Source organism: Isoptericola sp. NPDC019693 (assembly GCF_044389085.1).
GTDB lineage: Bacteria > Actinomycetota > Actinomycetes > Actinomycetales > Cellulomonadaceae > Isoptericola.
The window spans coordinates 369,453-392,576 of record NZ_JBIRXP010000004.1; the positions used below are offsets into that span (position 1 = coordinate 369,453).

A 23,124-nucleotide genomic window follows, 5' to 3' on the forward strand; every position below is an offset into this window, starting at 1 on the left:
GGCGCCACGCTCGGCGTCATGTCCCGCACCCAGCGCCTCGTCGGACCGCTCCGCGGCCTGCTCGTCGCCGTCTTCGCCGCCCTCGTCGCCACCCAGGTCGCCGTGCTGCCCGCCGCGTTCGCGCGCATGGCCGACGAGTCGCCCGACCTCGCTCCCCTGCGCTGGCCGCTGCTGGTGCTCGCCGTCGTCGGGCTCGTCTGCGTTGAGGCGGTCATCGTGTGCACCTGGCGGCTGCTGACGATGGTGCGCGACGACCGGATCTTCTCCGACCACGCGCTGGTCTGGGTGAACGGCATCGTCGCCGCCGTCGCGGGCGCATGGCTGCTCGTGCTCGCCGCGTTCGCGCTGCTGGTGGCCGCGGAGGGGCTCGCCGGGCTCGCCGCCCTGCTCCTGCTGGTCCTGCTCGTGGGGGCTGCCGTCGGGCTCCTCGTCGTGGTGCTGCGCGCGCTGCTGCGGCAGGCCACCGACCTGCGCACCGACCTCGACGGGGTGATCTGATGCCCATCGTCGTCCGCCTCGACGTCGAGCTCGCCCGCCGCAAGATGAGCGTCGGCGAGTTCGCCGACCGTGTCGGGCTCACGCCCGCCAACGTCGCCGTCCTGAAGAACGGGCGCGCCAAGGCCGTCCGGTTCGCCACCCTCGAGGCCATGTGCCGGGTGCTCGGCTGCCAGCCGGGCGACCTGCTGGAGTGGGTCGACGACGAGACCGACGGGAGCGCCGACAATGAGGGCTGACGTGCTCGTGGTCGGCGCGGGGCTGGCCGGGCTGTGGACGGCGACGGAGCTCGCGCGGCGGGGGCACGACGTCGTCCTCGCGGACCGCCGCACCCGCCTCGACACCACCGTGCGCACCACTGGGATCTTCGTGCGCCGCACGCTGGAGGACTTCGACCTGCCGCCCGAGCACCTGGGGCCGCCGGTCCGGCGGATGGTGCTGTACCCGCCGTCGCACCGGGACCCGGTCACCCTCGACAGCCGGCGCGACGAGTTCCGCGTGGGCGACATGGCGCCCCTGTACCTGGAGCTCGCCGCCCGGGCCGCCGTCGCGGGGGTGCGGCTCGCGCTCGGCACCCGTTACCTCGGGTCGCGGGGCGACACGCACCTGCTGCACGGGCCCGACGGGCCCGTCGACGTCGACGCCACGTTCGTCGTCGGGGCCGACGGCGCCCGGTCCGCCGTCGCCCGCGAGCTGGGCCTCGACCGCAACCGCGAGCTGCTGGTCGGCGCGGAGGAGGTCTTCGAGGTGCCGCGGCGCGCTGTCGTGCCGGCTTTCCACTGCGTGCTCGACCCGCGCCTCGCGCCCGGCTACCTCGCCTGGGTGCTCGACGACGGGCAGCACGCGCACGTCGGCGTCGCCGGGTACCCCGCCCGGTACCCGCACGGCCTGCGCGACGCGCTGCGGCGGTTCGCCGCGAGCGCCCCCGGCCTCGCGGGGGTGTCCGTGCCCGAGGCCGTCGAGCGGCGTGCCGGGCCGATCCCCGTCGGCGGGCTGCTGCGCCGGATCGCGGGCCCGCACGGCCTCCTCGTCGGCGACGCGGCAGGCGCCGTCTCACCGCTCACCGCGGGCGGGCTCGACCCGTGCCTGCGGCTGTCGACCCACGCGGCGGACGTCCTCGACCACGCCCTGCGCACCGGCGACCGGCGCGCGCTCGCGGCGTACGACGGCGCCGCCCTGCGCACCCGGTTCCGCGGGCGGCTCGCGATGCGCCGCGGCCTGTCGCTGGTGCGCACGCCCGCCGTCGCGGCCGCGGGCGTCGCCGCGCTGCGCACTCCGCCCGGGCGTGCCGCGGCCCGGCGCATCCTGTTCGGGCACGGGTCGTTCCCGGACCCGCGGCCTGCGCCCGGACGCCCTCTCGACGACGCCCTCGCCGGCGACAGCGTGGTTGCGCGTGGGTAGATTCTCGGTCATGCCGGCCCACGGGGGCAGGCCCGCACAGCGAGGTGGTGGGAGAGCTGGACGACGTCCTCGTGCTCGTCGCGGCGACCCTCCTCGGGGGTGGCGTCCGGAACGCTGCCGTCGCTGCTGCGCCCGCTCTGGGTGCGCCCCTGGCTGTTGCGCGTGCTCAGCATGGTGTTCATCGTCGTGATCGGGTGGGCGGCGATCACGACCGACGTCGTGCCCACCCTCTGGGTGGTGCCGGTCATGGTGGTGGCGTCCAACGTCAGCGAGTGCTTGCTCTGGGCGCACCTCGCGCGTGAGCACCCGTACCTCGAGGGCCGGAGCTACGGGTCGCGGTCCTGGCTGCTGTTCTGGCGGCTCAACGGGGCGGTGGGCGTGGCACCCGGCGGGCGACACGGGGTCCCCGGGACCCCCGCACGGGGCTAGGTTGAGCCTGTGCCGTCAGTGGACTCGCTCGTCGCCTTCGCGCTGGCCTCGGTCGTGCTCATCGCGATCCCGGGGCCGAGCGTGCTGTTCGTCGTCGGGCGGTCGCTGTCGCTCGGCCGGCGCGGCGGGCTGCTGAGCGTGCTCGGCAACGAGCTGGGCGCGCTCGTCCCCGTCACCCTGGTGGCGCTGGGCGTGGGCTCGCTCGTCGCGCAGTCCATCGCGCTGTTCACCGCGCTTAAGCTGCTCGGCGCCGCCTACCTCGCGTACCTCGGCGTGCAGGCCATCCGGCACCGGCGCGAGGGGACCGACGTCGGGACGGACCCGCGGGCGCGTCCCGCGTCGTCGTGGACGGTGCTGCGGCAGGGCTTCGTCGTCGGCGCGACGAACCCCAAGACGATCGTCTTCTTCGTCGCCGCGCTCCCCCAGTTCGTCGACTTCCACGCCGGGGCGGTGCCGCTCCAGATGCTGGTGCTGGGGCTCGAGTTCACGCTGATCGCGCTGGTGCTCGACGGCACCTGGGCCGTGCTCGCCGGGACGGCCCGCGCATGGTTCGCCCGGTCGCCGCGGCGCCTGGCGGCGATCCGCGGCACCGGCGGCGGGATGATGCTGGGCCTCGCCGGCGTGCTGGCGCTCACGCCGGCGAAGGCCTGAGCCGGGCTCAGACGGTCAGCAGCACCTTCGTCGCCCGGCGCTCGTCCATCGCGGCGTACCCCTCGGCCGCCCGCTCGAGGGGCAGCGTGAGGTCGAAGACCTGGCCCGGGTCGATCTCGCGGTCCCAGATGAGCCGCACCAGCTCGGGCAGGAAGCGCCGCACCGGGGCGGGTCCGCCGTGCAGGTGGATGCCGGCCATGAACATGTCGTCTCCGGGCAGCGCGACGTCGTGGGAGACGCCGACGAAACCCATGTGGCCGCCGGGCCGGGTGGAGTGCACCGCCTGCATCATCGACTCCTGCGTGCCGACGGCCTCGATCACGGAGTGCGCCCCGAGGCCCCCGGTCAGCTCCTTGATGCGGGCGACGCCCGCGTCCCCCCGCTCCTCGACGATGTCGGTCGCGCCGAACCGGCGGGCCAACGCCTGGCGGTCGGCGTGCCGCGACATCGCGATGATGCGCTCGGCGCCGAGCTGCTTCGCCGCGAGGACGCCGAGCAGTCCGACGGCACCGTCGCCCACCACGGCGACCGTCTTGCCGGGGCCCGCCTCGGCGGCCACGGCCGCGAACCAGCCGGTGCCCAGCACGTCGGAGGCGGCGAGCAGCGACGGCACGAGGTCGTCGTCGGGCATCCCGGGCGTGGCGACGAGCGTGCCGTCGGCCAGGGGGATGCGCGCCCGCTCCGACTGAGTGCCGAGGGTGCCCATGAGCACGCGGTGCACGCAGTAGGCCTGGTAGCCGGACTCGCAGATCTCGCAGGTGTTGTCCGACGCCCAGAACGACCCGACGACGAAGTCGCCGACCTTGACGGTCCGCACGTCGGCGCCGATCTCCTCGACGACGCCCACGTACTCGTGGCCCATCGGTGCGTCGTGCACGTCCTCGACGCCGCGGTAGGGCCACAGGTCGGACCCGCAGATGCAGGTGGCGGTGACCCGGATGATCGCGTCGGTGGGCTCGACGATCGTCGGGTCGTCGCGCTCCTCGACGCGCACGTCGCCGGGGGCGTGCAGGATGACTCCACGCATGGTGGTGCTCCGTTCTCTCGGGTGACTCAGGAGTGGATGGGGTCCGCGTCGAGGTCGATGACGTGGACGGGTGGGGCCGCGGCACGGGCGTGGGCGGCGAGGGCGAGGACGGCGGCCGCCGCGAGCGCGACGGCGACGACGGTGACGAGGCCCAGCGGCAGGATCGTCGCCGCCCCGGCGAGGCCGACCAGCGGGGCGGCCACGCCGCCGAAGCCGAACCGGACCATGCCGAGCAGGGACGACGCCGTGCCGGCCAGGCGCGGGTAGCCGACGAGCGCGAGGGTCGTCGCGGGCGGGGAGGTGGTGGCCACCCCGGACGCCAGCGCCAGCAGCGACACGACGACGACCCACAGCGGTGTCGTCGTCAGGCCGGACGCCAGCAGGCCCAGGGCGCCGACGCCCGCGAGGACGGTGCCGACCGCGAGGGTGCCGGGCACGCTCCAGCGCTCGGCGGCGCGGCCCGCGAGGAACCCGCAGGCCATGAAGCCGGCAGAGTTGAGGCCGAAGGCGAGCGCGTACCCCTGCGGGGACAGCCCGTAGACGCCCTGCAGCACGAAGGTGGCGCCCGACAGGTAGGCGAACAGGGCCGCGTACATGAACCCCTGGTGCAGGATCGCGCCGACGAAGGTCCGGTCGGACAGCAGCAGCCGGAAGTCGCGGCCGGTCTGGGCGAAGCCCCCGGCGGTGCGCCGTTCGACGGGCAGGGTCTCCGGGAAGGCCACGAGCGCCACGACGAGGATGACCGCCCCTGCGGCGGCGAGGAAGACGAACAGGCCCCGCCAGTCGGTGACGGTGTCCAGCTGCCCGCCCAGCAGCGGGCCGACGATCGCCGCGAGCCCGCCGACCACCGTGAGGCGGCCGTAGAAACGGATCAGAGCGCCGCCGTCGTAGACGTCGCGGCCCGCGGCCTGCGCGATGACGATGCCGACGCCGCCGGCGAGACCCTGCACGAGGCGCGCGCCGATCAGCAGCTCCACGGTGGGGCTCAGCGCGCACAGCGCCGACGTCACGACGTAGGCGACGACGCCGACCAGCAGGACGCCGCGCCGCCCGTACCGGTCGGACAGCGGGCCCGCGACCAGCTGCCCGGCGGCGAGCCCCACGAGGCAGGCGGTCACGGTGAGCTGAGCGACCGACGTCGCCGCCCCGAGGTCCGCGGTCAGCGCGGGCAGCGCCGGCAGGTACAGGTCCATGGAGATGGGCCCGAACACGGTGAGCAGGAGCAGCAGCGCAGGATGCGTCCGGGCGAACCGGTGCTGCGGCGCGGTGGTGGTCGGGGCGGCGGCGGGCATGTCCATCAGCGTGCGTCGTCCGGGGACGGCGCGGGAGTCACTGGCGTGCCGTGTACCGACAGGGCACCCCTCGGCCGAGCCGGGCCGGCCCGACCGTGCCTAGCCTGGCGGCATGGACAACCGGGCCGAGGTGCGCGAGTTCCTCATGTCGCGCCGCGCCAAGCTCACGCCCGACGCGGCGGGGCTGCCCGCCGGGTCGCACCGGCGCGTCCCGGGCCTGCGCCGTAGCGAGGTCGCGATGCTGGCCGGGGTGAGCGTGGAGTACTACGCGAAGCTGGAGAGGGGCGCCATCGCCGGCGCGAGCGCGTCGGTGCTCGACGCGGTCTCCCGCGCCCTGCGGCTGAACGACGCCGAGCGAGCGCACCTGCTCGACCTCGCGCGTGCTGCCGACGGCATCCCGACGTCGGGGCGGTCGAGGGGCCGGGTGTCCAGACCGGGCCCGCCAAGACCGAGCCTGCAGTGGGCCCTGGAGGCGATCACCGACGCGATCGCCTTCGTGCGCGACCCTCGGCAGAACCTGCTCGCGACCAACGACCTGGGCCGCGCGTTCTACGCGCCGGTGATCGGCGACGGCGGCCGCACGCCCAACCTGGCGCGCTTCCAGTTCCTCGACCCGGCGGCCCGCGACTTCTACCCCGAGTGGGACGTCATGGCCGAGATGTGCGTGGCGGTGATGCGCGCCGAGGCCGGGCGGAACCCGCACGACACGGCGTTCCAGGACCTCGTCGGCGAGCTCTCCACCCGCAGCGAGACCTTTCGTACACTGTGGGCCGCCCACGATGTACGCATCCACGGCGCGGGCACGAAGCGGTTCCGCCACCCCGCGGTCGGCGACCTCACGCTCGCCTACGAGGAGCTCGCCGTCACCGCGGAGCCCGGTCAGGTGCTGCTCGTGTACACGGCCGAGCCGGGTTCGCCGTCGGCCGAGCGCCTGCGGCTCCTCGCGTCGTGGGGCGCCGGCCACCAGGCTCTCGACCCCGCCGAGGGGATCGCCGCGCCACTCGCCTGACGCACTCGCCCGCCCCTGGCAGGATGGCCGTCACTCCCCACGAAGGACGGACATCCATGGCCTACTTCCGCCGCACCGGCGCGACGACGTTCCAGCCCACCGAGCATGTCGGCGGGGCGTGGAAGACCGACGAGCAGCACGTGGCCCCGACGCTCGGGCTGCTCACCCACCTGGTGGAGGCGGACCGGGAGAAGCGGGGCCGCGACGACCTGGCCACCACCCGGCTGACGTTCGACATCTGGGGCCCGTACCGCCTGGAGGAGATGACCACCGACGTCCGCGTGCTGCGGCCGGGGCGCGGCGTCGAGCTGGTCGCGGCGTCCGTGGCCTGCGCCGGACGCACCGTGGTGACCCTGCGTGCCTGGCTCACCGCCGTCGGCGAGACGAGCCCGCTCGCGGGAGGCGCCCCCGCGGCGCTGCCCGGACCCGACGCGACCCCCGTCTGGGACCCCGCGGCGGACTGGCCGGGCGGGTTCGTCGAGTCGATCGAGGTGCGCCGCACCCTCGAGGCGCCGGGCCGCGGGCAGGTCTGGGTACGCACGGGGCACGCTCTGGTCGAGGACGAGGACGTGAGCTCCCTCGCCCGCACCGTCGGGCTGCTCGACCTCGCGAACGGGATGACGGTGCGGGCCGACCCGCGTCGCGTCGCGTTCCCCAACGTGGACCTGTCGGCGCACCTGCACCGCGCACCCGAGGGTGAGTGGCTGGGCCTCGACACGACCGTCGTCTTCGGCGCTGCCGGCACCGGCCTCACGTCCAGCGTGCTGCACGACGAGCACGGCGCGTTCGGGGCGCTCGCGCAGGGGCTGGTGGTCCGCGCCCTCGACGCGCCGTGAGCCCCGACGTCCTGCGGGCGCGAGTGGCGGACGCCTACGACCGTCTCGGCCTGCCGTCCTGGCCCCCTCCTCGGCCCGAGGGCGTCGAGCCGCGCGACGAGGAGTACTCGCGGGTCTCCGACCTGCACAAGTACCGGGTGGTGCACGGTCGCGCCCACGCCTGGACCGAGGTGCTCGGCGCCCTCCCGGGCGTCGTCGTCGAGCGCCTCGGGCCTGTCACGGCCGACCGGCACGCGTTCGCCCGCGGCGTGCGCATCGTCTCCCCCGTGCCGGGCACGCTGCCGCTCGTCCTGCTGGAGCGGGACGCCGGCCCGACGGAGCACGGCGACGCCGTCGATCTTCTGCAGGTGGCGCTCCAGGACGCCTCCCATCCCCTCGACCACGGGCACCCCGACTGCGGGTGCGACGCCTGCGACTTCGGCTCTCAGGGTCTGCTCGAGAACATCGACGACCAGGTCCTCAGCGTGGTCGCCGGGCCGTTCGTCCTGCTGGAGGGCAAGGGCTGGAAGGCCACCTGGTACCCCGACGGCGGCAGCATGGAGGGGGACACGGGAGCGCCGTCGGACTTCAGCGCCGTGATGCGAGCGTGCCGCGCGCTCGCCGACGGCGGCGCCCCGCGTCTCCCCCGGTCGTCCACCGCGCTCGTCGGCCGCTCGTGGCTGGACGACTGACGGGCCGGCGCGTCACCACCGCGGGTCGACGGCGCCATCGGGGCAGGTGACGGGCGAGCTTCCCGCCCGGTCAGGCCGGGGCGTCCTCGCGGGCGTCGTCGACCTTGCGCCGCACGAGCGCGACGATGCGACCGAGATTGAGCGTCCACCCCACACCGAACACGTGCGGGCTCAGGATGTGCCCGCCCTCCGGGTCCCAGACCCGCTCACGGACGCGCTCGACGGTGGGGACGCGGAACTCGTAGGGCACGAACCCGGCGACGGTGCCGTGCCAGGTGCGGTCCTCCTTGTCCTTCTGCAGCTCCTTCGTGACGGCCGCGACGACCAGGCCGACCATGACGAGCTGGAACAGCCCCGGCCCCCGCTTCCGGCCGCGGCCCGGCTTCCCGTGCTCGATCTCCTGCTTGGTGCCCATGTCGGCCTCCGCTCGTCGTATGCCGGTGTCCTTACCCATCGTGCACCAGGCCGCCGTCGCAGGTCGGGCGGGCCGGCAGGGATCAGCGGGGCGGCCGGGCCACCAGGACGGCGACGGCCGCCACGACGCACGCCACCGCGGTCGTGAGCAGCCCCACGGAGAACGACGTGCCCGCGGCGATGAAGCCGACGACGAGGGACCCCAGCCCGGTGCCCGCGTCGAACCCGATGTTCCACACGGCGCTGGCGGTGCTGTGCTGCCGTGCGGGCACGGCCGCGAACGCGGCGACGAGCGTGAGGTTCTGGAGGCTGCCGTAGGAGACGCCGACCATCGTCATCCCCAGCACCAGCAGCACCGACCGGGGTCCGCCGTCGGCGATCGCCCCCGCGCACACCGCCAGGCCGGCGGCGCAGAACGCGAGCAGCGGCGCGAGGAAGACGCGCGGCCCGAACCGGTCGGCGAGGCCGCCCACGCCCCAGCGCGCCAGCGCGGTCGCGGCGGTGAACCCGAACAGCCCCGCGACGGCGGCACCGGCTCCCCCGGCGAACTGCGGCGCGAACGTCAGCAGCGCGCCCCCCGGCGTCGTCACGGCCAGCAGCACGAGCGATGGCATCACCAGCGCGAGCAGGACGCGCCCGCGCCCCGGACCGTCGGCGTCGGCGCCCTGTCCGGACCGGGCGCCGTCCGACCGGGTCTGCGCGTCCAGGGCATCCAGCCGGCGTCCGAGCAGCGCGGCGAACGGCGCCGCCAGCACGGGCAGCGCACCGAGCGCGAAGACGACGCGGAAGTCGAGCGCCTCGGCGATCCACGCGGCGCTGGGGACGAGCACGAGCTGCGGGAACGCGATCGACAGCCCGTACAGCCCGATCGCGCGACCGTGCCGCGGACCGTCCACCAGGGCGGCGACGGCGCTGGACCCGCACACGGTCAGCACGGCGAACCCCATGCCGCGCACCGCCGAGAGCGCGAGGAGCCAGCCGAGCTGGTCCGACACCATGAACAGGAGCGAGGGTGCGCCGAGCAGCACCACGCCCACGGTCATCGTGAGCCGCCAGCCCACCCGGCGCAGCAGCCACGGCACCGTGGTCTGCGCGAGCACGGTGGCGAGCATGAGGACCGCGTTGACGAGCCCGGCGCCGCCCTCGCTCGCCCCACCCTGCACGGCCCACAGCGGCGCGGCCGGCAGCAGCAGCGCGTACCCCGAGAAGCCCAGCGCCGACATCGCCAGCAGCGGCCGGAACCCCGGCACGCGCGCGACGTTCGACGAGGGCTGTGGGGCAGGGCGACGCATCGGGCGAACCTATCGCGCCCGGACCGCGGCACGACCTCCCTCCTCGCCGGCCCAACCGACGGGCCGCGGGTGGCGAGGCGGAACCCGACGGTGCGGTCACGGCGGGGGGCGGGGCAGCCGTCCGTCACGGTGCCCCGCCCTGCCCGGTCACCTCAGGAGGCCGTTGATCCGGTCGTTCACCTCCGTGAGCGTGGAGACGTCCCGGTCACCGATGTAGATCTCGTCCATGATCGGCGTCATCATCGAGTCGATCGCGCCGAACTGCTCGGTCACCGGGAAGAAGAGCGTCTGCTTCTTCTCCACCATGTCCGTGAAGACGGAGACGTCGAGACCACGGTCGCGGAACGCCTCGACCGCCGCCTCGGTGCCCGCGGGGCGGGCCGGGAACACGACTGCGGCGTCGCCCACGATCCGTTGGCAGTCGTCCGACCCGAGGAACTCCACCCACCGAGCGGCTTCCTCGGGGTCCGGGGTCTGGGCGCTGATCGAGTCGGCGAGGCCGTTGTACATCGACACCGGGTGACCGACGGGGCCGCTCGGCGGTGGCGCGATGCCCAGGTCCACGCCTTCCAGGTTGGCGTAGGTACCGAGCATCCAGGAGCCGTTCGCCGAGAGCGCCGCCCGACCCGAGCCGATCGCCTGCTGCGGGTTGGGCTCGGTGCCGACCTCCTCGTACGGGGCCATGTAGCCCTTGTCGACGAGGCCGAACAACCACTCGAGCGACTTCTGCACGCGCGGGTCGTCGAAGTGGTACTCGGTGCCCCACACGTCCTTGTCGGTGAACGTCCAGCCGGTCGTGCCCGCGAGCCAGGACCACGTCGTCTGACCGGCCGTGCCGCCCGATCCGTTCGAGGCGAGCCCGTACACGGCGACGTTCTCGGGGTCGAACCCCTCCTCGTCACCGCGCACCCCGTTCTCGTCCACGGTGAGGTGCGCGATCGCCTTCTCGAAGCTGCCGCCGTCGTCCGGGTTCCAGTCGAGGTCCGCGAGGTCCTCAGGGCTCATCCCCGCCTCGGCGACCACGTTCTCGTCGTAGAACAGCGCGACCGTGTCGAAGTCCTTCGGCATCCCGTACTGGCTGCCGTCCTGGCCCACCCACAGGTCCGCGAGGCCCTCCTGGAAACCGCCGTAGTCGACGCCGGCCGTCGCGTCGAGGTCGTTCAGGTCCAGCAGCAGCCCTCGCTGGGCGAACCCGGGGTACTGGGTGAGGTGGTCGGTGAACACGTCCGGACCGGCGCCCGCGACGAACCCCGCGGTGAGCTTGCGCCAGTAGTCGTTCCAGCCGTACTGGCTGATCCGCACCTGCAGGTCGGGGTTCTGCCGTTCGAACTCTTCCGCGCACGCCTGGTAGGCGGGCAGCTGGTTGGCGTCCCAGAGCCAGTAGTCCACGACGACGGAGTCCGCGGCAGCGGCACTGCCCGGACCGGCACACCCGGAAAGGGCGAGGGTGCCGGCGGCGAGGGCCGCGGCCAGGGACGCGGTGGTACGACGTGCGTGCTGCACGGTGGGCCTCCTCACTTGATCCCGCTGAAGCCGATGGAGTTGACGATCCGCCGTGCGAACACGCAGAAGAGCAGGATCATCGGCAGGGCCGCCACGAGCGTCGCGGCCATCAGGCCCGCCCAGTCCGGCCCCGTCTGGGGCGTCTGCGCGTTGAAGTTCCCCAGGGCGACGGTGAGCACGCGCGAGTCGTCGGTGTAGGAGACCATCAGCGGCCAGAAGTAGTCGTTCCACGACCCGATGTACGTGAGGATCGAGATGGTCGCGATCGGCCCCACGGACATCGGGATGATGATCGAGAAGAACACCCGCACCTTGCTGGCGCCGTCGATCAGCGCGGCCTCCTCCACCTCGGTGGAGACGTTCATGAAGAACTGCCGCAGGAAGAAGATCGCGAACGGCGTCATGAACAGCCCCGGCAGCATGATGCCGAGCAGCGTGTCGATCAGCCCGAGCTCCCGGACCAGCACGAAGTTCGGCAGCAGCGTGAAGATCACCGGCACCATCAGCGACAGCAGGAAGACGGCGAACACGGCGTTGCGCCACCGCCAGCGCAGCCGCGAGAACGCGTACGCGGCCATCGCGGAGAAGAACACCTGGCACGCGGTGACCACGGTGGCCACCACGACGGAGTTGCGCAGGTAGAGCCAGAAGTCGATGGAGGCGCCGGAGCCGCCCTGGGCGATGGCCTCCTCCGTGGACTGCAACCCGAAGACGCGCTCGAACCCGCCCCAGCTGAAGTCGACCGGGAGCAGGGACGTCGAGTTGGCGTACAGAGCCCCGTTGCTGGACAGCGCAGTACGCAGCATCCAGTAGAAGGGGAACAGCGTGACGAGCAGGACGATGATCATCACTGCCCAGGCCAGGACGCGGCCGGGACTGAGCCGCCGGCGACGGCGCGGCGGCGCGGGGCGGTCCGCGTCGGACGCGGAGACGGTCGGGGTTGCGGCTGGTGCCGTCGTGGTCTCGATCATGGTCGCCGCCTCTTAGTTCAGGTCCGTCTGGCCGGCCCGCGTCATGCGGTACTGGAAGAAGGTGACGACCACCAGGATCAGCAGCATGGCCACGCTCAGCGCCGACGCGTACCCGAAGTCGAACTGTCCGAACGCCTTGTCGTAGATGTACAGCTGCAGCACACGGCTGGCGTCCACCGGGCCGCCGTTCGTCGTGACCGCGACCGTGTCGAACACCTGGAACGAGCCGATCACCGAGATGATCAGCACCAGGCCGAGGATGGGGCGCAGCAGCGGCAGCGTGATGCCGAAGAACGTCCGCACCTCCGACGCCCCGTCGACCCGCGCCGCCTCGTACGTGGTCGGCGGGATCGCCATCAGGCCGGCGAAGATCAGCAGCGCCGTGTAGCCCATGTGCCGCCAGACGTTCACCACCGCGATGGTGGGGATGGCCCAGGCCTCCGAGGTGAAGAACCCGATGCGCTCCAGGCCGACCCACTCCAGGAGCTGGTTCCCGATCCCCAGCTGGAAGTCGAGGATCCACAGGAACACCAGGGCGGCGACCACGTTCGACACGAGGTACGGGGCGAGCACCAGCGAGCGCAGCAGCGTCGACCGGCTGAGCCGCTGCATCAGCACCGCGATCACCAGGGCGACGACCGTCTGCAGGCCGATGTTGATGACGACGTACAGGAGCGTGACCCGGACGGCGTTCCAGAACACCGGGTCGGCCACCATCTCGCGGTAGTTCTCGAGGCCCACGAACTGCGCCGGGCTGAGCAGGTCCCAGGACGTGAAGCTCAGCCAGATGCCGCGGACCAGCGGCCAGAAGTAGAAGACGACCAGGCCGATGCTGGCCGGCAGGATGAAGAGCAGGGCGAGCCGGGTGTCGTCCCGGCGGCCCGACCGTCTCCCACGGACGGTCGGCACGGGTGGTGCGGTCGGTGCAGCCATCAGGTTCCTCCTTGCGTCGTTGCAAGCAGTGCTCGGACAGTGCTGTGCGGCCCGGCGTCATCGGTGACGCCGGGCCGCGTGGTGCTCAGTCGCGCGCGGGCCGGCTCCCGAAGTCCGGGATCGGCAGGCGCTCGCCGCCGGCCAGCGCCGAGGCGTGCGCCACGATGCCGGGGGCCGTGAACTTCGCGGAGAGCCAGGCGTCTACGGGCGGGTGCTCGCCGGTGACCACGCCGCGCACGAAGTCGTCGGCGAGGAAGTGGTGCGAGCCCTCGTGCCCGTTGGGCGCGTCGGCGTACGTGGCGGGCAGCCGCGTCCGGTCGTGGACCGGCGCCGAGCCCGAGGTGAACGCCTCGCGCAGCGCCGGGTCGACGTCGGCGAGGTCCGCGTCGTCGCCCCCGCCCCGGACCGGGACGAAGTCGGCGGACACGTCCGTGGACGTCTCCTTGTCGTTCCAGACGCTCTGGTGCGCGAGCTGCTCGAAGCTGGCCTCGGTGCCGAAGAAGCGGAACCGCGACTCCCGGATGTGCGAGGGGTAGCCCACCCGGCGCATCTCGTTGGTGCGCATCGCACCGCCGTCGGCCAGCTCGAACAGCGCCGTGGCGTTGGAGAAGCTGTTCCCGAACTGGCTGATCTCCCGGTCGAAGACGCCGTCGCCGCGGCGGTCCTCCACCCCGATGCAGCTCACGCTCACCGCGCGGGTCGGCAGCGCGCCGAGCACGCCGCCGATCGCATGCGTCGGGTAGAGCATCGGCGGGTAGCTCGCGGTGGACTTCCAGTTCTCGCCGCCGCTGTACTGGTACGCGGCGTAGAAGCCGAGGTCCATGTCGTGCACGTAGTCGCCCTCGGCGTAGAAGACCTGACCGAGAGCCCCCTCGCGCACCTTCTCCCGGACGAAGACGGTGGCCGGGTTGTAGTAGCTCGTCTCGCCCATCATGTAGGTGAGGCCGGTGCGCCGGACGGCGGCGATGATCGCCTCGATGTCGGTGATCTCGGTAGCCATCGGCACGGCCGAGTAGACGTGCTTCCCGGCCTCGAGCGCCGCCAGCACCAGCGGCGCGTGCGTCCACCGCTGGGTGAAGATCGCGACGGCGTCGACGTCCGAGTCGAGCATCTCCTCGAAGCTGTCGACGACGGTGGCGCGCTCGTAGCGGTCGGCCAGGGACTTGGCCCGCTCCGGCACCAGGTCGGTGATCGTGAGGCGGTCGACGTTCGGGTGCAGGTCCCAGAGCGTCGCGAAGCTGCGCGAGAACTGGCCTGCTCCGACGATGCCGATGCTGATCGAGCCGGCGTCCTCGGCGAGGGGGGCGGTCGGGTCGAGGGGAAGTGCGGACAACGGTGCCTCCTGCTGGTGTGTCGGTCAGGCTGGGTCGGTGCGGTGCGGCGGCGGGTCGACGAGCATCCACTGGCACGCGACGACCGCCGCGCCCCGGGCCCACTCGTCGAAACCGGAGGAGAACGCCACCACCGCGGGCGGGGTGGCGTGGGGGTCAAGGCGCTCGGCGAGCGCGGCGTCCAGTGCGGGCCTGGCGTGGGCGAGCATGCCGAGTCCGTCGCCGGCGAGGATGACGGCGGGCAGGCCGAGCGTGTTCGCGAGCATCGCGATCAGCACCCCGAGGGCATGGCCGGCGTCGGCGAAGACGCGCAGCGCGACGGCGTCGCCGTCGTCCGCCAACGCCAGTGCGGCGTCCAGGTCCAGGTCGGCCCGCCCGCGCGGCACCCCGATGCCCCGGGTGATGGCCGCCGTGGTGAGGAACGCCGACGCGCAGCCACGGTGCCCGCGCTCGCAGACCGGGCCCGAGTCCGCGACCCGCATGTGCCCGATCCGGCCGACCCTGCCGCTCGGCCCGGCGAGCACACGGTCCTCGATGACGATGCCCAGCCCGACGCCGACGCCGACGGTCAGCACGGCGAGGTCGCTCATGCCGCGTCCAGGGCCGGACCACTGCACCCCGGCGGTCAGGGCCCGGGCGTCCTCGCTGAGCACGGTCGGGATGCCCGTCGCCCGCTCCAGGATGCGGGCGAGGGGAACCTGGTCCCAGCCGAGGAAGGGGTTGTGGCGCACGGTGTCGTCGAACCGGGACATCTGGCCGGCCAGCCCGACGCCGAGGGCCTGGACCTCCCCGGGCTCACTGAGTTCGTTCACCAGTTCAAGGATCTGGCCGACGACGGTCTCCTGCTCGACGTCGGCCAGGTCCCGGTGCCCGGACGCCTGCACGAGACCGGCGGCGTCCGCGCGGACCGCGAACACCTCGTCCGACGTCACCTTGACGCCGATGAACAGGTGGCGTGCCGCCTGCAGCACCAGGGGGACTCCCGGGCGCCCCCGGCTCTCTCCCGGGGCCGCTGCGTCTTCGGTGGCCCGGCCCGTGTCCTCGGCGATCAGGCCGGCGGCGAGCAGCGGCTGCGTGAGCTTGGTGATGCTCGCCGGGGAGCGCTCTAGGCGCCGCGCGAGCTCCGCTCGCGAGAGCGGCCCGGCCAGGAGCAAGGCGCGCACGACCGCCCGGGCGGAGGGCTCGAGCGAGCCGAGGCGGGGAAGGTCTGCGCGGCGCTGCACGCCCCGAGCCTGCCGCCCTTTCCTTCACCTTGTCAATGAACTGCCGGAAAGTCCCTCCAGGGATCGACGGGAAGGACTCCCGCCCGGACCGGTGACGTCAGTCGCCCGGCCACTCCCCCGTCCAGCGCTCGAAGGCGCGCGCGCCGCCGCGGTCGATGGCCGCCTTCACGACGGAGAAGATGGCGCCCTGGAGCAGCGACGCGAGCAGGATCTCCCGCATCCGGTACTCCGACTGCAGGGGTGTGGGCGCGTCGTCGGGGTGCCCCGGCGCGACCCTCTTGTACACCTGCTTGAAGACCTGCCCCGCGACGAGCCCGCCGATGATGGAGCTGACGATGCCCACCGGCCGGTACAGGATCTTCGCGGCCTTGCCGCCCGACTTCTCGGTCCGGACCACGTCGTTGTCCTCGCTCATCCCCCGACGCTAGGCCGAGTCGGGGTGTCCCGCACGGGCCATCCGCTGTGATCGTTTCGTGACATTGCACCCGCCGGTGGGGTACGTTCCTCCGGGCCGGTGGTTCAGGCAGCAGGAGAGGTCGCATGACAACCCACGATCACAGGAGCACCGCGCGCCGCGGCACGCCCGCTCCGTCCGACGCCTCGGCGCGGGCCGCGCGATGACGCAGACGCAGCCGGCGCCGGCTCCCACCCGCACGTACCCGAGCCGGCGCGACCCCGGCCGCGGCGGGCGCAGCCGCCCCGTCACCGCCGTCCGGCACGTTCCTGAGCCCGTCCGCGACACCGCGCCGGCCCACCCGGCCACGCCGCCCACCCCGCCCACCCCGCCCACCCCGCGCATGCCGGCCACCCCCGTGGCCGCGACGGCCGCCGTGACGACCGTCCACGCCGCGCCCCCTGCTCCCCCCGTGGCACCCGTGGCACCCGTGGCACCCGTGGCACCCGTGGCACCCGTGGCACCCGTGCACGTCCACACCCCCGCGCCCGCGACGCCCGCCGCGTTGCACGCGCACGTGTTCGACCCGGTCCGCCCGGCCGCGAACGCCGAGACGACCCGCGGCGAGACGACCCGCGGCGAGACGACCCGCGCCGCCCGTCGGCCCGAGCGTCGTCCCGTGCGGAAGTCGGCGCGCAAGCGCGTCCCCGGCCGGCTGGCGGGCCTCGGCGTCGGGCTCACGGTCGCCGTTGCCACCACCACGACGCTCACGGGGATCGCGCCGCAGGGCACGGCACCGGAGGCCGACGACCAGCCCACGACGGGCTCGCTCGAGGCCATCACGTCCGCGGCGGCCGCCGCCGTCGACGAGCGCGGCGACGCCGCCTCCCGCAGCGGCGCCCGGGCGGGCGTCGGGCAGGTCTCGGCCGTGAAGCAGTCCGCAGCGGGCACGACCGTCACCGTGTCGGACAAGGCGAAGATGTCCGTCGAGCAGCTGGCCCGCGGCGAGATCGAGGCGGCGCCCCCCGTGCTGCCCGGCTGCGAGGGCGTCGCCGCCGGCACCGGCTCCAACGGCGAGATCCCCTCCAGCGAGCTCTGCACGCTCTGGGACGGGCGCACGCAGGTCCGCGCGGACGCGGCCGTGAAGCTCGCCGAGCTCAACGAGGCGTACAAGGCCGCGTGGGGCGAGTCCATGTGCATCACGGACGGCTTCCGCAGCTACGCGCAGCAGGTCGCGACGAAGGCCGCCAAGGGGTACCTCGCGGCCGCGCCCGGCACGTCGAACCACGGCTGGGGCCTCGCGGTCGACATCTGCCCCGAGAGCTACTCCGGCTCCCGGTGGGACTGGCTCGCCGCGAACGCCCCCGCCTACGGCTGGGACAACCCCGACTGGGCGCGCCCGGGCGGGTCGAAGTACGAGCCGTGGCACTGGGAGTACACGGCCGGCGTCACGCAGATGGGCGGCTACTGACCGGTCCGGGCCCCGGGCCCGCCAGCCGGCGCACCGCGTCGAGCACGTCCACCCCGGTGGGCGGCTCGGTGTCGAGGGCGCGGTGGATCGTCATCCCCTCGATGAACGCGTCGAGCACCCAGCACGTCGCCGGGTCGAAGTGGCGGCCGAGCGCGTCACGGCTGCGTCGCATCCAGTCGTTGGTGAGGTCGCGGAACGCGGGGTCGCGCGCGGCCAGCGTGTAGAGCTCGTGGGAGAGCACGAGGTCGCGCTGGGTGGCGAACACGTCGAGGGTGATGAGGCGCGCGACGGCGGACAGGGCGGCGTCCCGGTCCGGCGCCTCGGCCATGCGGCGGTCGAACTGCGCCGACGCCTCCCGGGAGAAGCGGCCGAACGCCTCGCGCAGCAGCTCCTCCCGCCCGGCGAAGTGGTAGGTCATGGACCCCAGGGGCACGTCGGCGGCCGCTGCGACGCGGCGGAGCGTGGTGCCGGCGACGCCGTGGGCGGCGACGACGTCGAGGCAGGCGTCGATGATGCGGTCGCGGCGCTCGGGGTCGTAGCGGCGCGGTCGGGTGCCGGCGGTCATGGCCCCCATGATGACGTCCGCACCGCCCGGTGGTCGCCCTCGTCCCGCCGTCCTAGTCTGGCGATCGCGTTCCCACACCCGTCGGAGAGGGCGAGGCACGGTGACCGGTGACGACGGCGACGACCGCCCGCCGGTGGACGCGCCGGAAGACGCACCGCCAACACCGCCAGCCACGCCTGCTCGACGCTGGCCCCGGCACCTTCACCTCAGGCGGTTCTCCCTGCGGCGCCGGTCGCTCGAGGCGGAGCCCGTGGTGGACGCCGCGTCCGAGCGGCTGCAGGAGTTCCTGGTGCTGCTCGGCGGCGCGCTCCTCACCGTCGGGACGGCGGCGACCGACATCCAGCACACGCTCAAGCGGGTGGCCGTCGCGCTCGGGTCGCCGCACACCACGCTGTTCGTCTTCCCGACGCTGATCCTCATCCGGATGCCCGGCGACACCGAGACGAGGTTCGACGTCGCGGAGTCGGCCGGCGGCGAGGTCCGCTTCGACCGCGCCGCGCAGGTCTACGCCGTCGTGGACGACGCCGTCGCTGGCCGGATCGACGCGTCCGAGGGGGTCGAGCGGCTACAGCGGGTCCGGGACGCCCACCCGCGGTTCCCCACCTGGGTGCGCACCGCCGGGCACGGCCTGGCCGCGGCGGGGCTCGGGCTGGTGCTGCTCGGCGGCAACCCCGTCAGCCTGCTGTACGCGTTCGTGCTCGGCGTCCTGGTGGGCGCGGTGAAGCTCGCCGTGCGGCCCGGCACCTACGCCACGACCCTGCTCCCCGTCGCCACCGCGTTCGGCCTGGCGCTCCTCGTGTTCGGGCTCGCGGGCACCTCGGTGGTGAGCGAGCCCCTGCAGGTGCTGGTGCCGCCGCTGGTCACCCTGCTGCCGGGGGCGGCGCTCACCACCGGGGTGCAGGAGCTCGCCGCCGGCGACATGGTCGCCGGGTCCAGCCGCCTCGTCTCCGGCCTGGCCCAGCTGCTGTTCCTCGCGTTCGGGATCCTCGCGGCCCTGGCGATCACCGCCGTGCCCCGGGGCGACGCCCTCGCCGCCTCCGCCACGACGCTCGGGGCGTTCCAGCCGTGGATCGGCGTGCTCCTCTTCTCCCTCGGCATCTTCCTCTACCACTGCGGGCCGCCCCGGTCGCTCTTCTTCCTCACCGTGGTCCTGCTGGTGGCGTACGGCGGACAGGTCGTCGGCGCGACGGTCACCAGCGGCGTCTACAGCGGCTTCCTCGGGGCCGCGGCGCTGACGCTGTGCGCGTACCTCGTGCAGACCGTCAAGGGCGCGCCGCCCGCGGTCGTCTGCTTCCTCCCCGCGTTCTGGCTGCTGGTCCCCGGCGCGACCGGGCTGATCGGCCTCACCCAGACCGCCGGCGGGGGCACCGTCAGCTCCACCAGCCTGCCGACCATCGCCGGGTCGATCGTCGCCATCGCGCTCGGCGTGCTCGTCGGCACCGCCCTGTACCGGCAGATCTACACGATGGCGCCCGCACGGTGGGGCCTGCGGCCCACCTGACGCCGTCTACGGCGGCCCGCGTCAGAGCAGCAGCAGGTTGAGGGCCGCGAGCGCCACGAGCACGGTGACGAGCCGCTCGAAGAGCTGCTGGTCCACGTGCCCGATGACGCGGCGACCGATCCACGTCCCGATCAGCACGGCAGGCGCCAGCACGGCCCACAGCGCCACCGTGCCGGAGTCCACGATCCCGACGCCGACGGCGACGGGCAGCTTGATGACGTTCACCGTGAAGAAGAACCACGCCGTCGTGCCGAGGAACCGCCACTTCTCGTACCGCGCGGCGAGCAGATAGAGGCTCATCGGCGGCCCGCCGGCGTTCGCGACCATGGTCGTGAAGCCGGCCAGGCCGCCGTACCCGAGCGTCGCGGCGCGCGTGTCCACGCGCAGGCGGTCGCGCCAGAGGTTGAGCACGAGCAGCGCCAGCAGGATGCCGCCGATCGTGCGGCGCATGACGTCGTCGCTGACGGCGGTGAGGAAGGCGGCGCCGAGCGCCACGCCCGCCAGCACGGGTGCGAGCAGGCGCCCGATCACCCGGAAGTCGGCGTGCTTGCGGTAGGCCCAGATGGCGACCAGGTCGCCCGTGATCAGGAGCAGGAGCACCGCGCCGGTGGACTCCTTGGCCGGGACGACGAGCGCCATCAGCGCCGCCGCGATCATCCCGAGGCCGCCCAGCGCCGTCTTGGAGAAGCCGACGAGCAGCGCCACCACGACGACGACGGCCCAGCCCGTCCACGGCAGTCCGGCGATCAGCGGGGCAGGTTCGAGCACCGGAGCAGCGTAGTCGCCACCACCGGCGGCTCGGCTCGCCGTTCACCGCGCGCGGTCGTAGACGACGGCGACCTCGCCGCGCTCCCCCGCCCTCTGGGACGTCAGATCCCAGGTCGAGCCCGGCAGGCCGTCGTCGAACAGGCGCTCGCCGCCGCCGACGATCGCCGGGACGACCAGGAGGTACAGCCGGTCGACCAGGTCCGCGGCGAGCAGCGCCTTGATCACGCTCGGGCTGCTGTTCACGAGGATCTCGCCGTCGCCCGCGCCCCGCAGCTCCCGCACGACGTCGGGTGCGGGCGCGTCCACGACACGGGCCCGCGGCCACGGCGCCGTCGTCAGCGTGCGCGAGAGCACCACCTTCTCCGTGTCGACCAGCCACCGGGCGTACGCCCGGTCGCGCGGGTCGGCGCCCTCGTCCTCCGCGACCGACGGCCAGTAGCCCAGGAAACCCTCCGCGTTGACGCGGCCCAGCACCGCCGTCGTCGCGCCCGCGCACATGCTCGCCATGTGGTCGCGCGCCGTGTCGGTGGCGACGTAGGGCAGGAACGCCCCGAAGTCGCCCGGGCCGCCGGCGCCGTGGTATCGGCCGTCGAGGCTGATGCTGAGGTTGGCGGCCACCGTCCGGCCGGTCGAGTGCGTCATGGTCTGCTCCTTCGTCGCGGAACCTCGGTCGGGCGCCGTCACCCCGGGGACGGAGCCGCCGGGCAGTTCTCGACATCCGGATCAGAGCGTCGTCGTGAGGACGCCTCCGTCGGCGCGCAGGGCGGCGCCGTTGGTGGCCGAGGAAACGGTGCCCGCCAGATAGGCGACGAGGTGCGCGATCTCGGCCGGCTCGATGAACCGCTGCAGCAGCGACGTCCGGTTCGACGCCTCGATGGCACCCCTCACCTGGTCCACGGGGACGCCCTGGGACCGGGAGATGCCCTCGACGGCCCGGGCGACGCCGTCGGAGTACGTCGGCCCGCCGAGGACCGTGTTCACCGTGACGCCCGTCCCGCGGGTGAGCTTGGCCAGGCCGTTGGCCAGTGCCAGGGTCGCGGCCTTCGTCGTCCCGTAGTGGATCATGTCGGCGGGCACGTTCACGCCGGACTCGCTGCTCACGAAGACGACGCGGCCCCAGCCCCGGGACAGCATGCCGGGAAGCAGGTGCCGGCACAGGCGGACGCCGCTCATGACGTTGACGTCGAGGTACCGCTGCCACTCGTCGTCGGAGACGTCCTGGAACGGCTGGACGTCGAAGACGCCCACGTTGTTCACCAGGACGTCCACCTCGCCCAGCTCCCCGAGCAGCCGCACCACCTGTGCGGGGTCGCCGAAGTCGGCCGCGATCCCGGTGACGTCGGCGCCCGGGACCGCGTCGCGCAGCCTGCCCACGGCCGTCGTGACGCCGTCCTCGGTCCGCCCGTTGACGACCACCGACGCGCCCTCGGTGAGCAGCACCTCGGCGACCGCGTGGCCGATGCCCTGCGTCGACCCGCTCACGAACGCCCTCCTGCCCGCCAGCCCCAGGTCCATCACGCCGCTCCCTTCCCGTCGCCCTCTGCCTGGATCACTTGCCCAAGCAAGTGAAGGCTAGGCGAGGATGACTTGCCTGGGCAAGTCAATGCCCCCGTCCGGACCGGCAGCACCCGTACGCTGACCGTCATGCCGGACCCTGACACGCACGCCACCGAGCCCGTGGAGCTCACGGGCGAGGAGCTCGAGACCTGGGCCGCCCTGGCGACCGTGCTCGAGTGGCTGCCGCCCGCGCTGGACGCCCAGCTCCAGCGCGACGCGCAGCTGTCCCACTTCGAGTACGGCGTCCTGTACGCCCTGGCCCAGGCGCCCGACGGCGCCCTCCGGATGAGCGTCCTGGCCGGCTACGCCAACAGCACGCTCTCGCGGTTGTCCCGGGCGGCCACCCGTCTCGAGACGCAGGGATGGATGCGGCGCACCCCCGACCCCGCGGACGGGCGCTACACCCTCGCCGTCCTCACCGACCCCGGGAGGGCGAAGGTCCGGGACGCCACCCCGGGCCACGTGCAGCTCGTCCACCGGCTCGTCCTGGACCGGCTGACGGCCCCGCAGACCCGGCAGCTGCGGGAGATCAGCAGGCGGATCGGGCGCGCCGTCCGGGAGGACGGCGGCTGGCAGCCGCGCTGACGCGACCCGCTCACCCCAGCAGGTGGCGCAGGTAGCGCTCGGGGGCGTCGAGGAACGCACGCCAGTGCTGCACCAGCTCGAGCTCCGCCCACGTCGTCGGGCGCAGGCCCCACGGCCCGACCTCCAGGATCGTCGCGCCGGGCAGGGCCGCCAGCACGGGCGAGTGCGTGGCGCAGAGGATCTGACCCCCGCGGTCCGCCAGGTCCGCGAGCACGCTCATGAGGCTCAGCGTGGACGCGAAGCTCAACGCCGCCTCCGGCTCGTCGAGGCAGTACAGGCCCGGCCCGTCGAACCGGGACTCGAGGACGGCGAGGAAGGACTCGCCGTGGCTCATCTCGTGGAAGACCGGGTCGCGCGGCCCCGGTTCCTCCTCGAGGAACGTGTACCAGCCGTGCATCGTCTCCGCGCGCAGGAAGAAGCCCCACCGGCCCGACCCGACGCCGCGCTGCAACCGCACGGCGCGGTGCAGCGGCGACTCCGACTCACGGGTCGAGTGCCGGCCGTACGCGGTGCCGCCCTCGGGCGAGAGGCCGTAGGCGACCGCCACCGCCTCCACGAGCGTCGACTTGCCGCTGCCGTTCTCCCCCACCAGGAACGTCACGCCCGGCGCGAGATCGAGCCCGTCACGCAGCAGCTGCTCGACGGCGGGGACGGTGCGCGGCCACTCGCCCGCGGGCAGCGGGCGCTCGGCGTCCGGCACGACCCGGACCACCGGCGGCTGCGAGAAGTCCACGGGGGCATCATGCCCCGGCCGGCCGGGAGGAGGGCCGTCCGAGGGTCCGCGAATGATCGATCTCGGTCGTGC

The 23,124-nt window shown here is 73.7% G+C and carries 26 protein-coding genes; 11 read left to right on the forward strand and 15 right to left on the reverse strand.

The window, feature by feature from the left end:
• Window positions 1–18: 18 nt before the first annotated feature.
• The 5 genes from ACH436_RS14185 (at window position 19) to ACH436_RS14205 (ending at window position 2,976) form a co-directional block, all read left to right on the forward strand.
• Complete coding sequence (locus ACH436_RS14185; protein ID WP_430560839.1) at window positions 19–498, forward strand: DUF2975 domain-containing protein; 480 nt, start codon at window positions 19–21, stop codon at window positions 496–498.
• Window positions 498–734 (forward strand): helix-turn-helix domain-containing protein, encoded by a 237-nt coding sequence (locus tag ACH436_RS14190; protein ID WP_430560840.1) that lies wholly within the window; start codon window positions 498–500, stop codon window positions 732–734. The genes ACH436_RS14185 and ACH436_RS14190 overlap by 1 nt, the downstream gene beginning before the upstream one ends.
• The gene (locus tag ACH436_RS14195; protein WP_430560841.1) at window positions 724–1,896 is read left to right on the forward strand and encodes an FAD-dependent oxidoreductase; all 1,173 of its coding nucleotides are present in this window, start codon (window positions 724–726) and stop codon (window positions 1,894–1,896) included. The genes ACH436_RS14190 and ACH436_RS14195 overlap by 11 nt, the downstream gene beginning before the upstream one ends.
• A 99-nt stretch (window positions 1,897–1,995) precedes the next feature.
• Window positions 1,996–2,325 (forward strand): hypothetical protein, encoded by a 330-nt coding sequence (locus ACH436_RS14200; protein ID WP_430560842.1) that lies wholly within the window; start codon window positions 1,996–1,998, stop codon window positions 2,323–2,325.
• A 9-nt stretch (window positions 2,326–2,334) separates the two neighbouring features.
• Window positions 2,335–2,976 (forward strand): LysE family translocator, encoded by a 642-nt coding sequence (locus ACH436_RS14205; protein ID WP_430560843.1) that lies wholly within the window; start codon window positions 2,335–2,337, stop codon window positions 2,974–2,976.
• A gap of 7 nt (window positions 2,977–2,983) precedes the next feature.
• Here the strand turns inward: ACH436_RS14205 and ACH436_RS14210 are convergent, their stop codons facing one another.
• Together ACH436_RS14210 and ACH436_RS14215 are read right to left on the reverse strand one after the other, a co-directional pair.
• Complete coding sequence (locus ACH436_RS14210) at window positions 2,984–4,003, reverse strand: zinc-dependent alcohol dehydrogenase family protein (protein WP_430560844.1); 1,020 nt, start codon at window positions 4,001–4,003, stop codon at window positions 2,984–2,986.
• A gap of 26 nt (window positions 4,004–4,029) precedes the next feature.
• Window positions 4,030–5,295, reverse strand: a complete 1,266-nt coding sequence (locus tag ACH436_RS14215; RefSeq protein WP_430560845.1) for a multidrug effflux MFS transporter — start codon at window positions 5,293–5,295, stop codon at window positions 4,030–4,032.
• Between the two features lie 112 nt (window positions 5,296–5,407).
• On the opposite strand from ACH436_RS14215, the gene ACH436_RS14220 reads away from it, so the two are divergent.
• From ACH436_RS14220 to ACH436_RS14230, 3 genes are read left to right on the forward strand one after another with little or no spacing between them, the layout of a single operon-like run.
• On the forward strand, window positions 5,408–6,304 hold the full coding sequence (locus ACH436_RS14220) for a helix-turn-helix domain-containing protein (RefSeq protein WP_430560846.1): 897 nt from the start codon (window positions 5,408–5,410) through the stop codon (window positions 6,302–6,304).
• Between the two features lie 56 nt (window positions 6,305–6,360).
• On the forward strand, window positions 6,361–7,140 hold the full coding sequence (locus ACH436_RS14225) for a thioesterase family protein (protein WP_430560847.1): 780 nt from the start codon (window positions 6,361–6,363) through the stop codon (window positions 7,138–7,140).
• Complete coding sequence (locus ACH436_RS14230) at window positions 7,137–7,811, forward strand: DUF6226 family protein (protein WP_430560848.1); 675 nt, start codon at window positions 7,137–7,139, stop codon at window positions 7,809–7,811. Before ACH436_RS14225 ends, ACH436_RS14230 begins: the two co-directional genes overlap by 4 nt.
• A gap of 70 nt (window positions 7,812–7,881) precedes the next feature.
• Here the strand turns inward: ACH436_RS14230 and ACH436_RS14235 are convergent, their stop codons facing one another.
• From ACH436_RS14235 to ACH436_RS14270, 8 genes are all read right to left on the reverse strand, one after another.
• Window positions 7,882–8,226: a DUF5808 domain-containing protein gene (locus tag ACH436_RS14235; RefSeq protein WP_430560849.1), complete on the reverse strand. Its 345-nt coding sequence runs from the start codon at window positions 8,224–8,226 to the stop codon at window positions 7,882–7,884.
• 82 nt (window positions 8,227–8,308) lie between these two features.
• Window positions 8,309–9,517 (reverse strand): MFS transporter, encoded by a 1,209-nt coding sequence (locus ACH436_RS14240; protein ID WP_430560850.1) that lies wholly within the window; start codon window positions 9,515–9,517, stop codon window positions 8,309–8,311.
• 147 nt (window positions 9,518–9,664) lie between these two features.
• The gene (locus ACH436_RS14245; RefSeq protein WP_430560851.1) at window positions 9,665–11,020 is read right to left on the reverse strand and encodes an ABC transporter substrate-binding protein; all 1,356 of its coding nucleotides are present in this window, start codon (window positions 11,018–11,020) and stop codon (window positions 9,665–9,667) included.
• An 11-nt stretch (window positions 11,021–11,031) separates the two neighbouring features.
• The gene (locus ACH436_RS14250) at window positions 11,032–11,991 is read right to left on the reverse strand and encodes a carbohydrate ABC transporter permease (protein WP_430560852.1); all 960 of its coding nucleotides are present in this window, start codon (window positions 11,989–11,991) and stop codon (window positions 11,032–11,034) included.
• A 12-nt stretch (window positions 11,992–12,003) separates the two neighbouring features.
• On the reverse strand, window positions 12,004–12,924 hold the full coding sequence (locus tag ACH436_RS14255; protein WP_430560853.1) for a carbohydrate ABC transporter permease: 921 nt from the start codon (window positions 12,922–12,924) through the stop codon (window positions 12,004–12,006).
• A gap of 85 nt (window positions 12,925–13,009) precedes the next feature.
• Window positions 13,010–14,257, reverse strand: coding sequence for a Gfo/Idh/MocA family protein (locus tag ACH436_RS14260; RefSeq protein WP_430560854.1), 1,248 nt, complete (start codon window positions 14,255–14,257; stop codon window positions 13,010–13,012).
• 24 nt (window positions 14,258–14,281) lie between these two features.
• On the reverse strand, window positions 14,282–15,478 hold the full coding sequence (locus ACH436_RS14265) for an ROK family protein (RefSeq protein ID WP_430560855.1): 1,197 nt from the start codon (window positions 15,476–15,478) through the stop codon (window positions 14,282–14,284).
• Between the two features lie 97 nt (window positions 15,479–15,575).
• Window positions 15,576–15,893, reverse strand: a complete 318-nt coding sequence (locus tag ACH436_RS14270) for a DUF4235 domain-containing protein (RefSeq protein ID WP_430560856.1) — start codon at window positions 15,891–15,893, stop codon at window positions 15,576–15,578.
• A 202-nt stretch (window positions 15,894–16,095) separates the two neighbouring features.
• Here ACH436_RS14270 and ACH436_RS14275 point away from each other — a divergent pair, with 202 nt between their 5' ends.
• Window positions 16,096–17,343 (forward strand): M15 family metallopeptidase, encoded by a 1,248-nt coding sequence (locus tag ACH436_RS14275; protein WP_430560857.1) that lies wholly within the window; start codon window positions 16,096–16,098, stop codon window positions 17,341–17,343.
• On the opposite strand, the gene ACH436_RS14280 is transcribed toward ACH436_RS14275, so the two are convergent.
• Window positions 17,321–17,908 (reverse strand): TetR/AcrR family transcriptional regulator, encoded by a 588-nt coding sequence (locus tag ACH436_RS14280; RefSeq protein WP_430560858.1) that lies wholly within the window; start codon window positions 17,906–17,908, stop codon window positions 17,321–17,323. The two genes, ACH436_RS14275 and ACH436_RS14280, sit on opposite strands and share 23 nt — an antisense overlap.
• Before the next feature lie 250 nt (window positions 17,909–18,158).
• Here ACH436_RS14280 and ACH436_RS14285 point away from each other — a divergent pair, with 250 nt between their 5' ends.
• Window positions 18,159–19,409 (forward strand): threonine/serine exporter ThrE family protein, encoded by a 1,251-nt coding sequence (locus ACH436_RS14285; RefSeq protein WP_430560859.1) that lies wholly within the window; start codon window positions 18,159–18,161, stop codon window positions 19,407–19,409.
• 21 nt (window positions 19,410–19,430) lie between these two features.
• On the opposite strand, the gene ACH436_RS14290 is transcribed toward ACH436_RS14285, so the two are convergent.
• The 3 genes from ACH436_RS14290 to ACH436_RS14300 form a co-directional block, all read right to left on the reverse strand.
• Complete coding sequence (locus ACH436_RS14290) at window positions 19,431–20,177, reverse strand: sulfite exporter TauE/SafE family protein (protein ID WP_430560860.1); 747 nt, start codon at window positions 20,175–20,177, stop codon at window positions 19,431–19,433.
• A 42-nt stretch (window positions 20,178–20,219) separates the two neighbouring features.
• Complete coding sequence (locus tag ACH436_RS14295; RefSeq protein WP_430560861.1) at window positions 20,220–20,819, reverse strand: dihydrofolate reductase family protein; 600 nt, start codon at window positions 20,817–20,819, stop codon at window positions 20,220–20,222.
• A gap of 81 nt (window positions 20,820–20,900) precedes the next feature.
• Complete coding sequence (locus tag ACH436_RS14300; protein WP_430560862.1) at window positions 20,901–21,659, reverse strand: SDR family NAD(P)-dependent oxidoreductase; 759 nt, start codon at window positions 21,657–21,659, stop codon at window positions 20,901–20,903.
• A gap of 162 nt (window positions 21,660–21,821) precedes the next feature.
• Here ACH436_RS14300 and ACH436_RS14305 point away from each other — a divergent pair, with 162 nt between their 5' ends.
• Complete coding sequence (locus ACH436_RS14305; protein WP_430560863.1) at window positions 21,822–22,319, forward strand: MarR family winged helix-turn-helix transcriptional regulator; 498 nt, start codon at window positions 21,822–21,824, stop codon at window positions 22,317–22,319.
• A 10-nt stretch (window positions 22,320–22,329) separates the two neighbouring features.
• Here ACH436_RS14305 and ACH436_RS14310 read toward each other — a convergent pair whose 3' ends face one another.
• Window positions 22,330–23,052: an AAA family ATPase gene (locus tag ACH436_RS14310; RefSeq protein WP_430560864.1), complete on the reverse strand. Its 723-nt coding sequence runs from the start codon at window positions 23,050–23,052 to the stop codon at window positions 22,330–22,332.
• Between the last annotated feature and the right edge of the window lie 72 nt (window positions 23,053–23,124).

Bases quoted from the DNA above. Each gene is read 5' to 3' on its own strand.
- ACH436_RS14225 (WP_430560847.1), top strand. From the start codon at position 6,361: ATGGCCTACTTCCGCCGCACCGGCGCGACGACGTTCCAGCCCACCGAG.
- ACH436_RS14295 (WP_430560861.1), bottom strand. From the start codon at position 20,819: ATGACGCACTCGACCGGCCGGACGGTGGCCGCCAACCTCAGCATCAGC.
- ACH436_RS14195 (WP_430560841.1), top strand. From the start codon at position 724: ATGAGGGCTGACGTGCTCGTGGTCGGCGCGGGGCTGGCCGGGCTGTGG.
- ACH436_RS14215 (WP_430560845.1), bottom strand. From the start codon at position 5,295: ATGCCCGCCGCCGCCCCGACCACCACCGCGCCGCAGCACCGGTTCGCC.
- ACH436_RS14305 (WP_430560863.1), top strand. From the start codon at position 21,822: ATGCCGGACCCTGACACGCACGCCACCGAGCCCGTGGAGCTCACGGGC.
- ACH436_RS14250 (WP_430560852.1), bottom strand. From the start codon at position 11,991: ATGATCGAGACCACGACGGCACCAGCCGCAACCCCGACCGTCTCCGCG.
- ACH436_RS14190 (WP_430560840.1), top strand. From the start codon at position 498: ATGCCCATCGTCGTCCGCCTCGACGTCGAGCTCGCCCGCCGCAAGATG.
- ACH436_RS14255 (WP_430560853.1), bottom strand. From the start codon at position 12,924: ATGGCTGCACCGACCGCACCACCCGTGCCGACCGTCCGTGGGAGACGG.
- ACH436_RS14220 (WP_430560846.1), top strand. From the start codon at position 5,408: ATGGACAACCGGGCCGAGGTGCGCGAGTTCCTCATGTCGCGCCGCGCC.
- ACH436_RS14185 (WP_430560839.1), top strand. From the start codon at position 19: ATGTCCCGCACCCAGCGCCTCGTCGGACCGCTCCGCGGCCTGCTCGTC.
- ACH436_RS14280 (WP_430560858.1), bottom strand. From the start codon at position 17,908: ATGACCGCCGGCACCCGACCGCGCCGCTACGACCCCGAGCGCCGCGAC.
- ACH436_RS14240 (WP_430560850.1), bottom strand. From the start codon at position 9,517: ATGCGTCGCCCTGCCCCACAGCCCTCGTCGAACGTCGCGCGCGTGCCG.
- ACH436_RS14235 (WP_430560849.1), bottom strand. From the start codon at position 8,226: ATGGGCACCAAGCAGGAGATCGAGCACGGGAAGCCGGGCCGCGGCCGG.
- ACH436_RS14270 (WP_430560856.1), bottom strand. From the start codon at position 15,893: ATGAGCGAGGACAACGACGTGGTCCGGACCGAGAAGTCGGGCGGCAAG.
- ACH436_RS14210 (WP_430560844.1), bottom strand. From the start codon at position 4,003: ATGCGTGGAGTCATCCTGCACGCCCCCGGCGACGTGCGCGTCGAGGAG.
- ACH436_RS14275 (WP_430560857.1), top strand. From the start codon at position 16,096: ATGACGCAGACGCAGCCGGCGCCGGCTCCCACCCGCACGTACCCGAGC.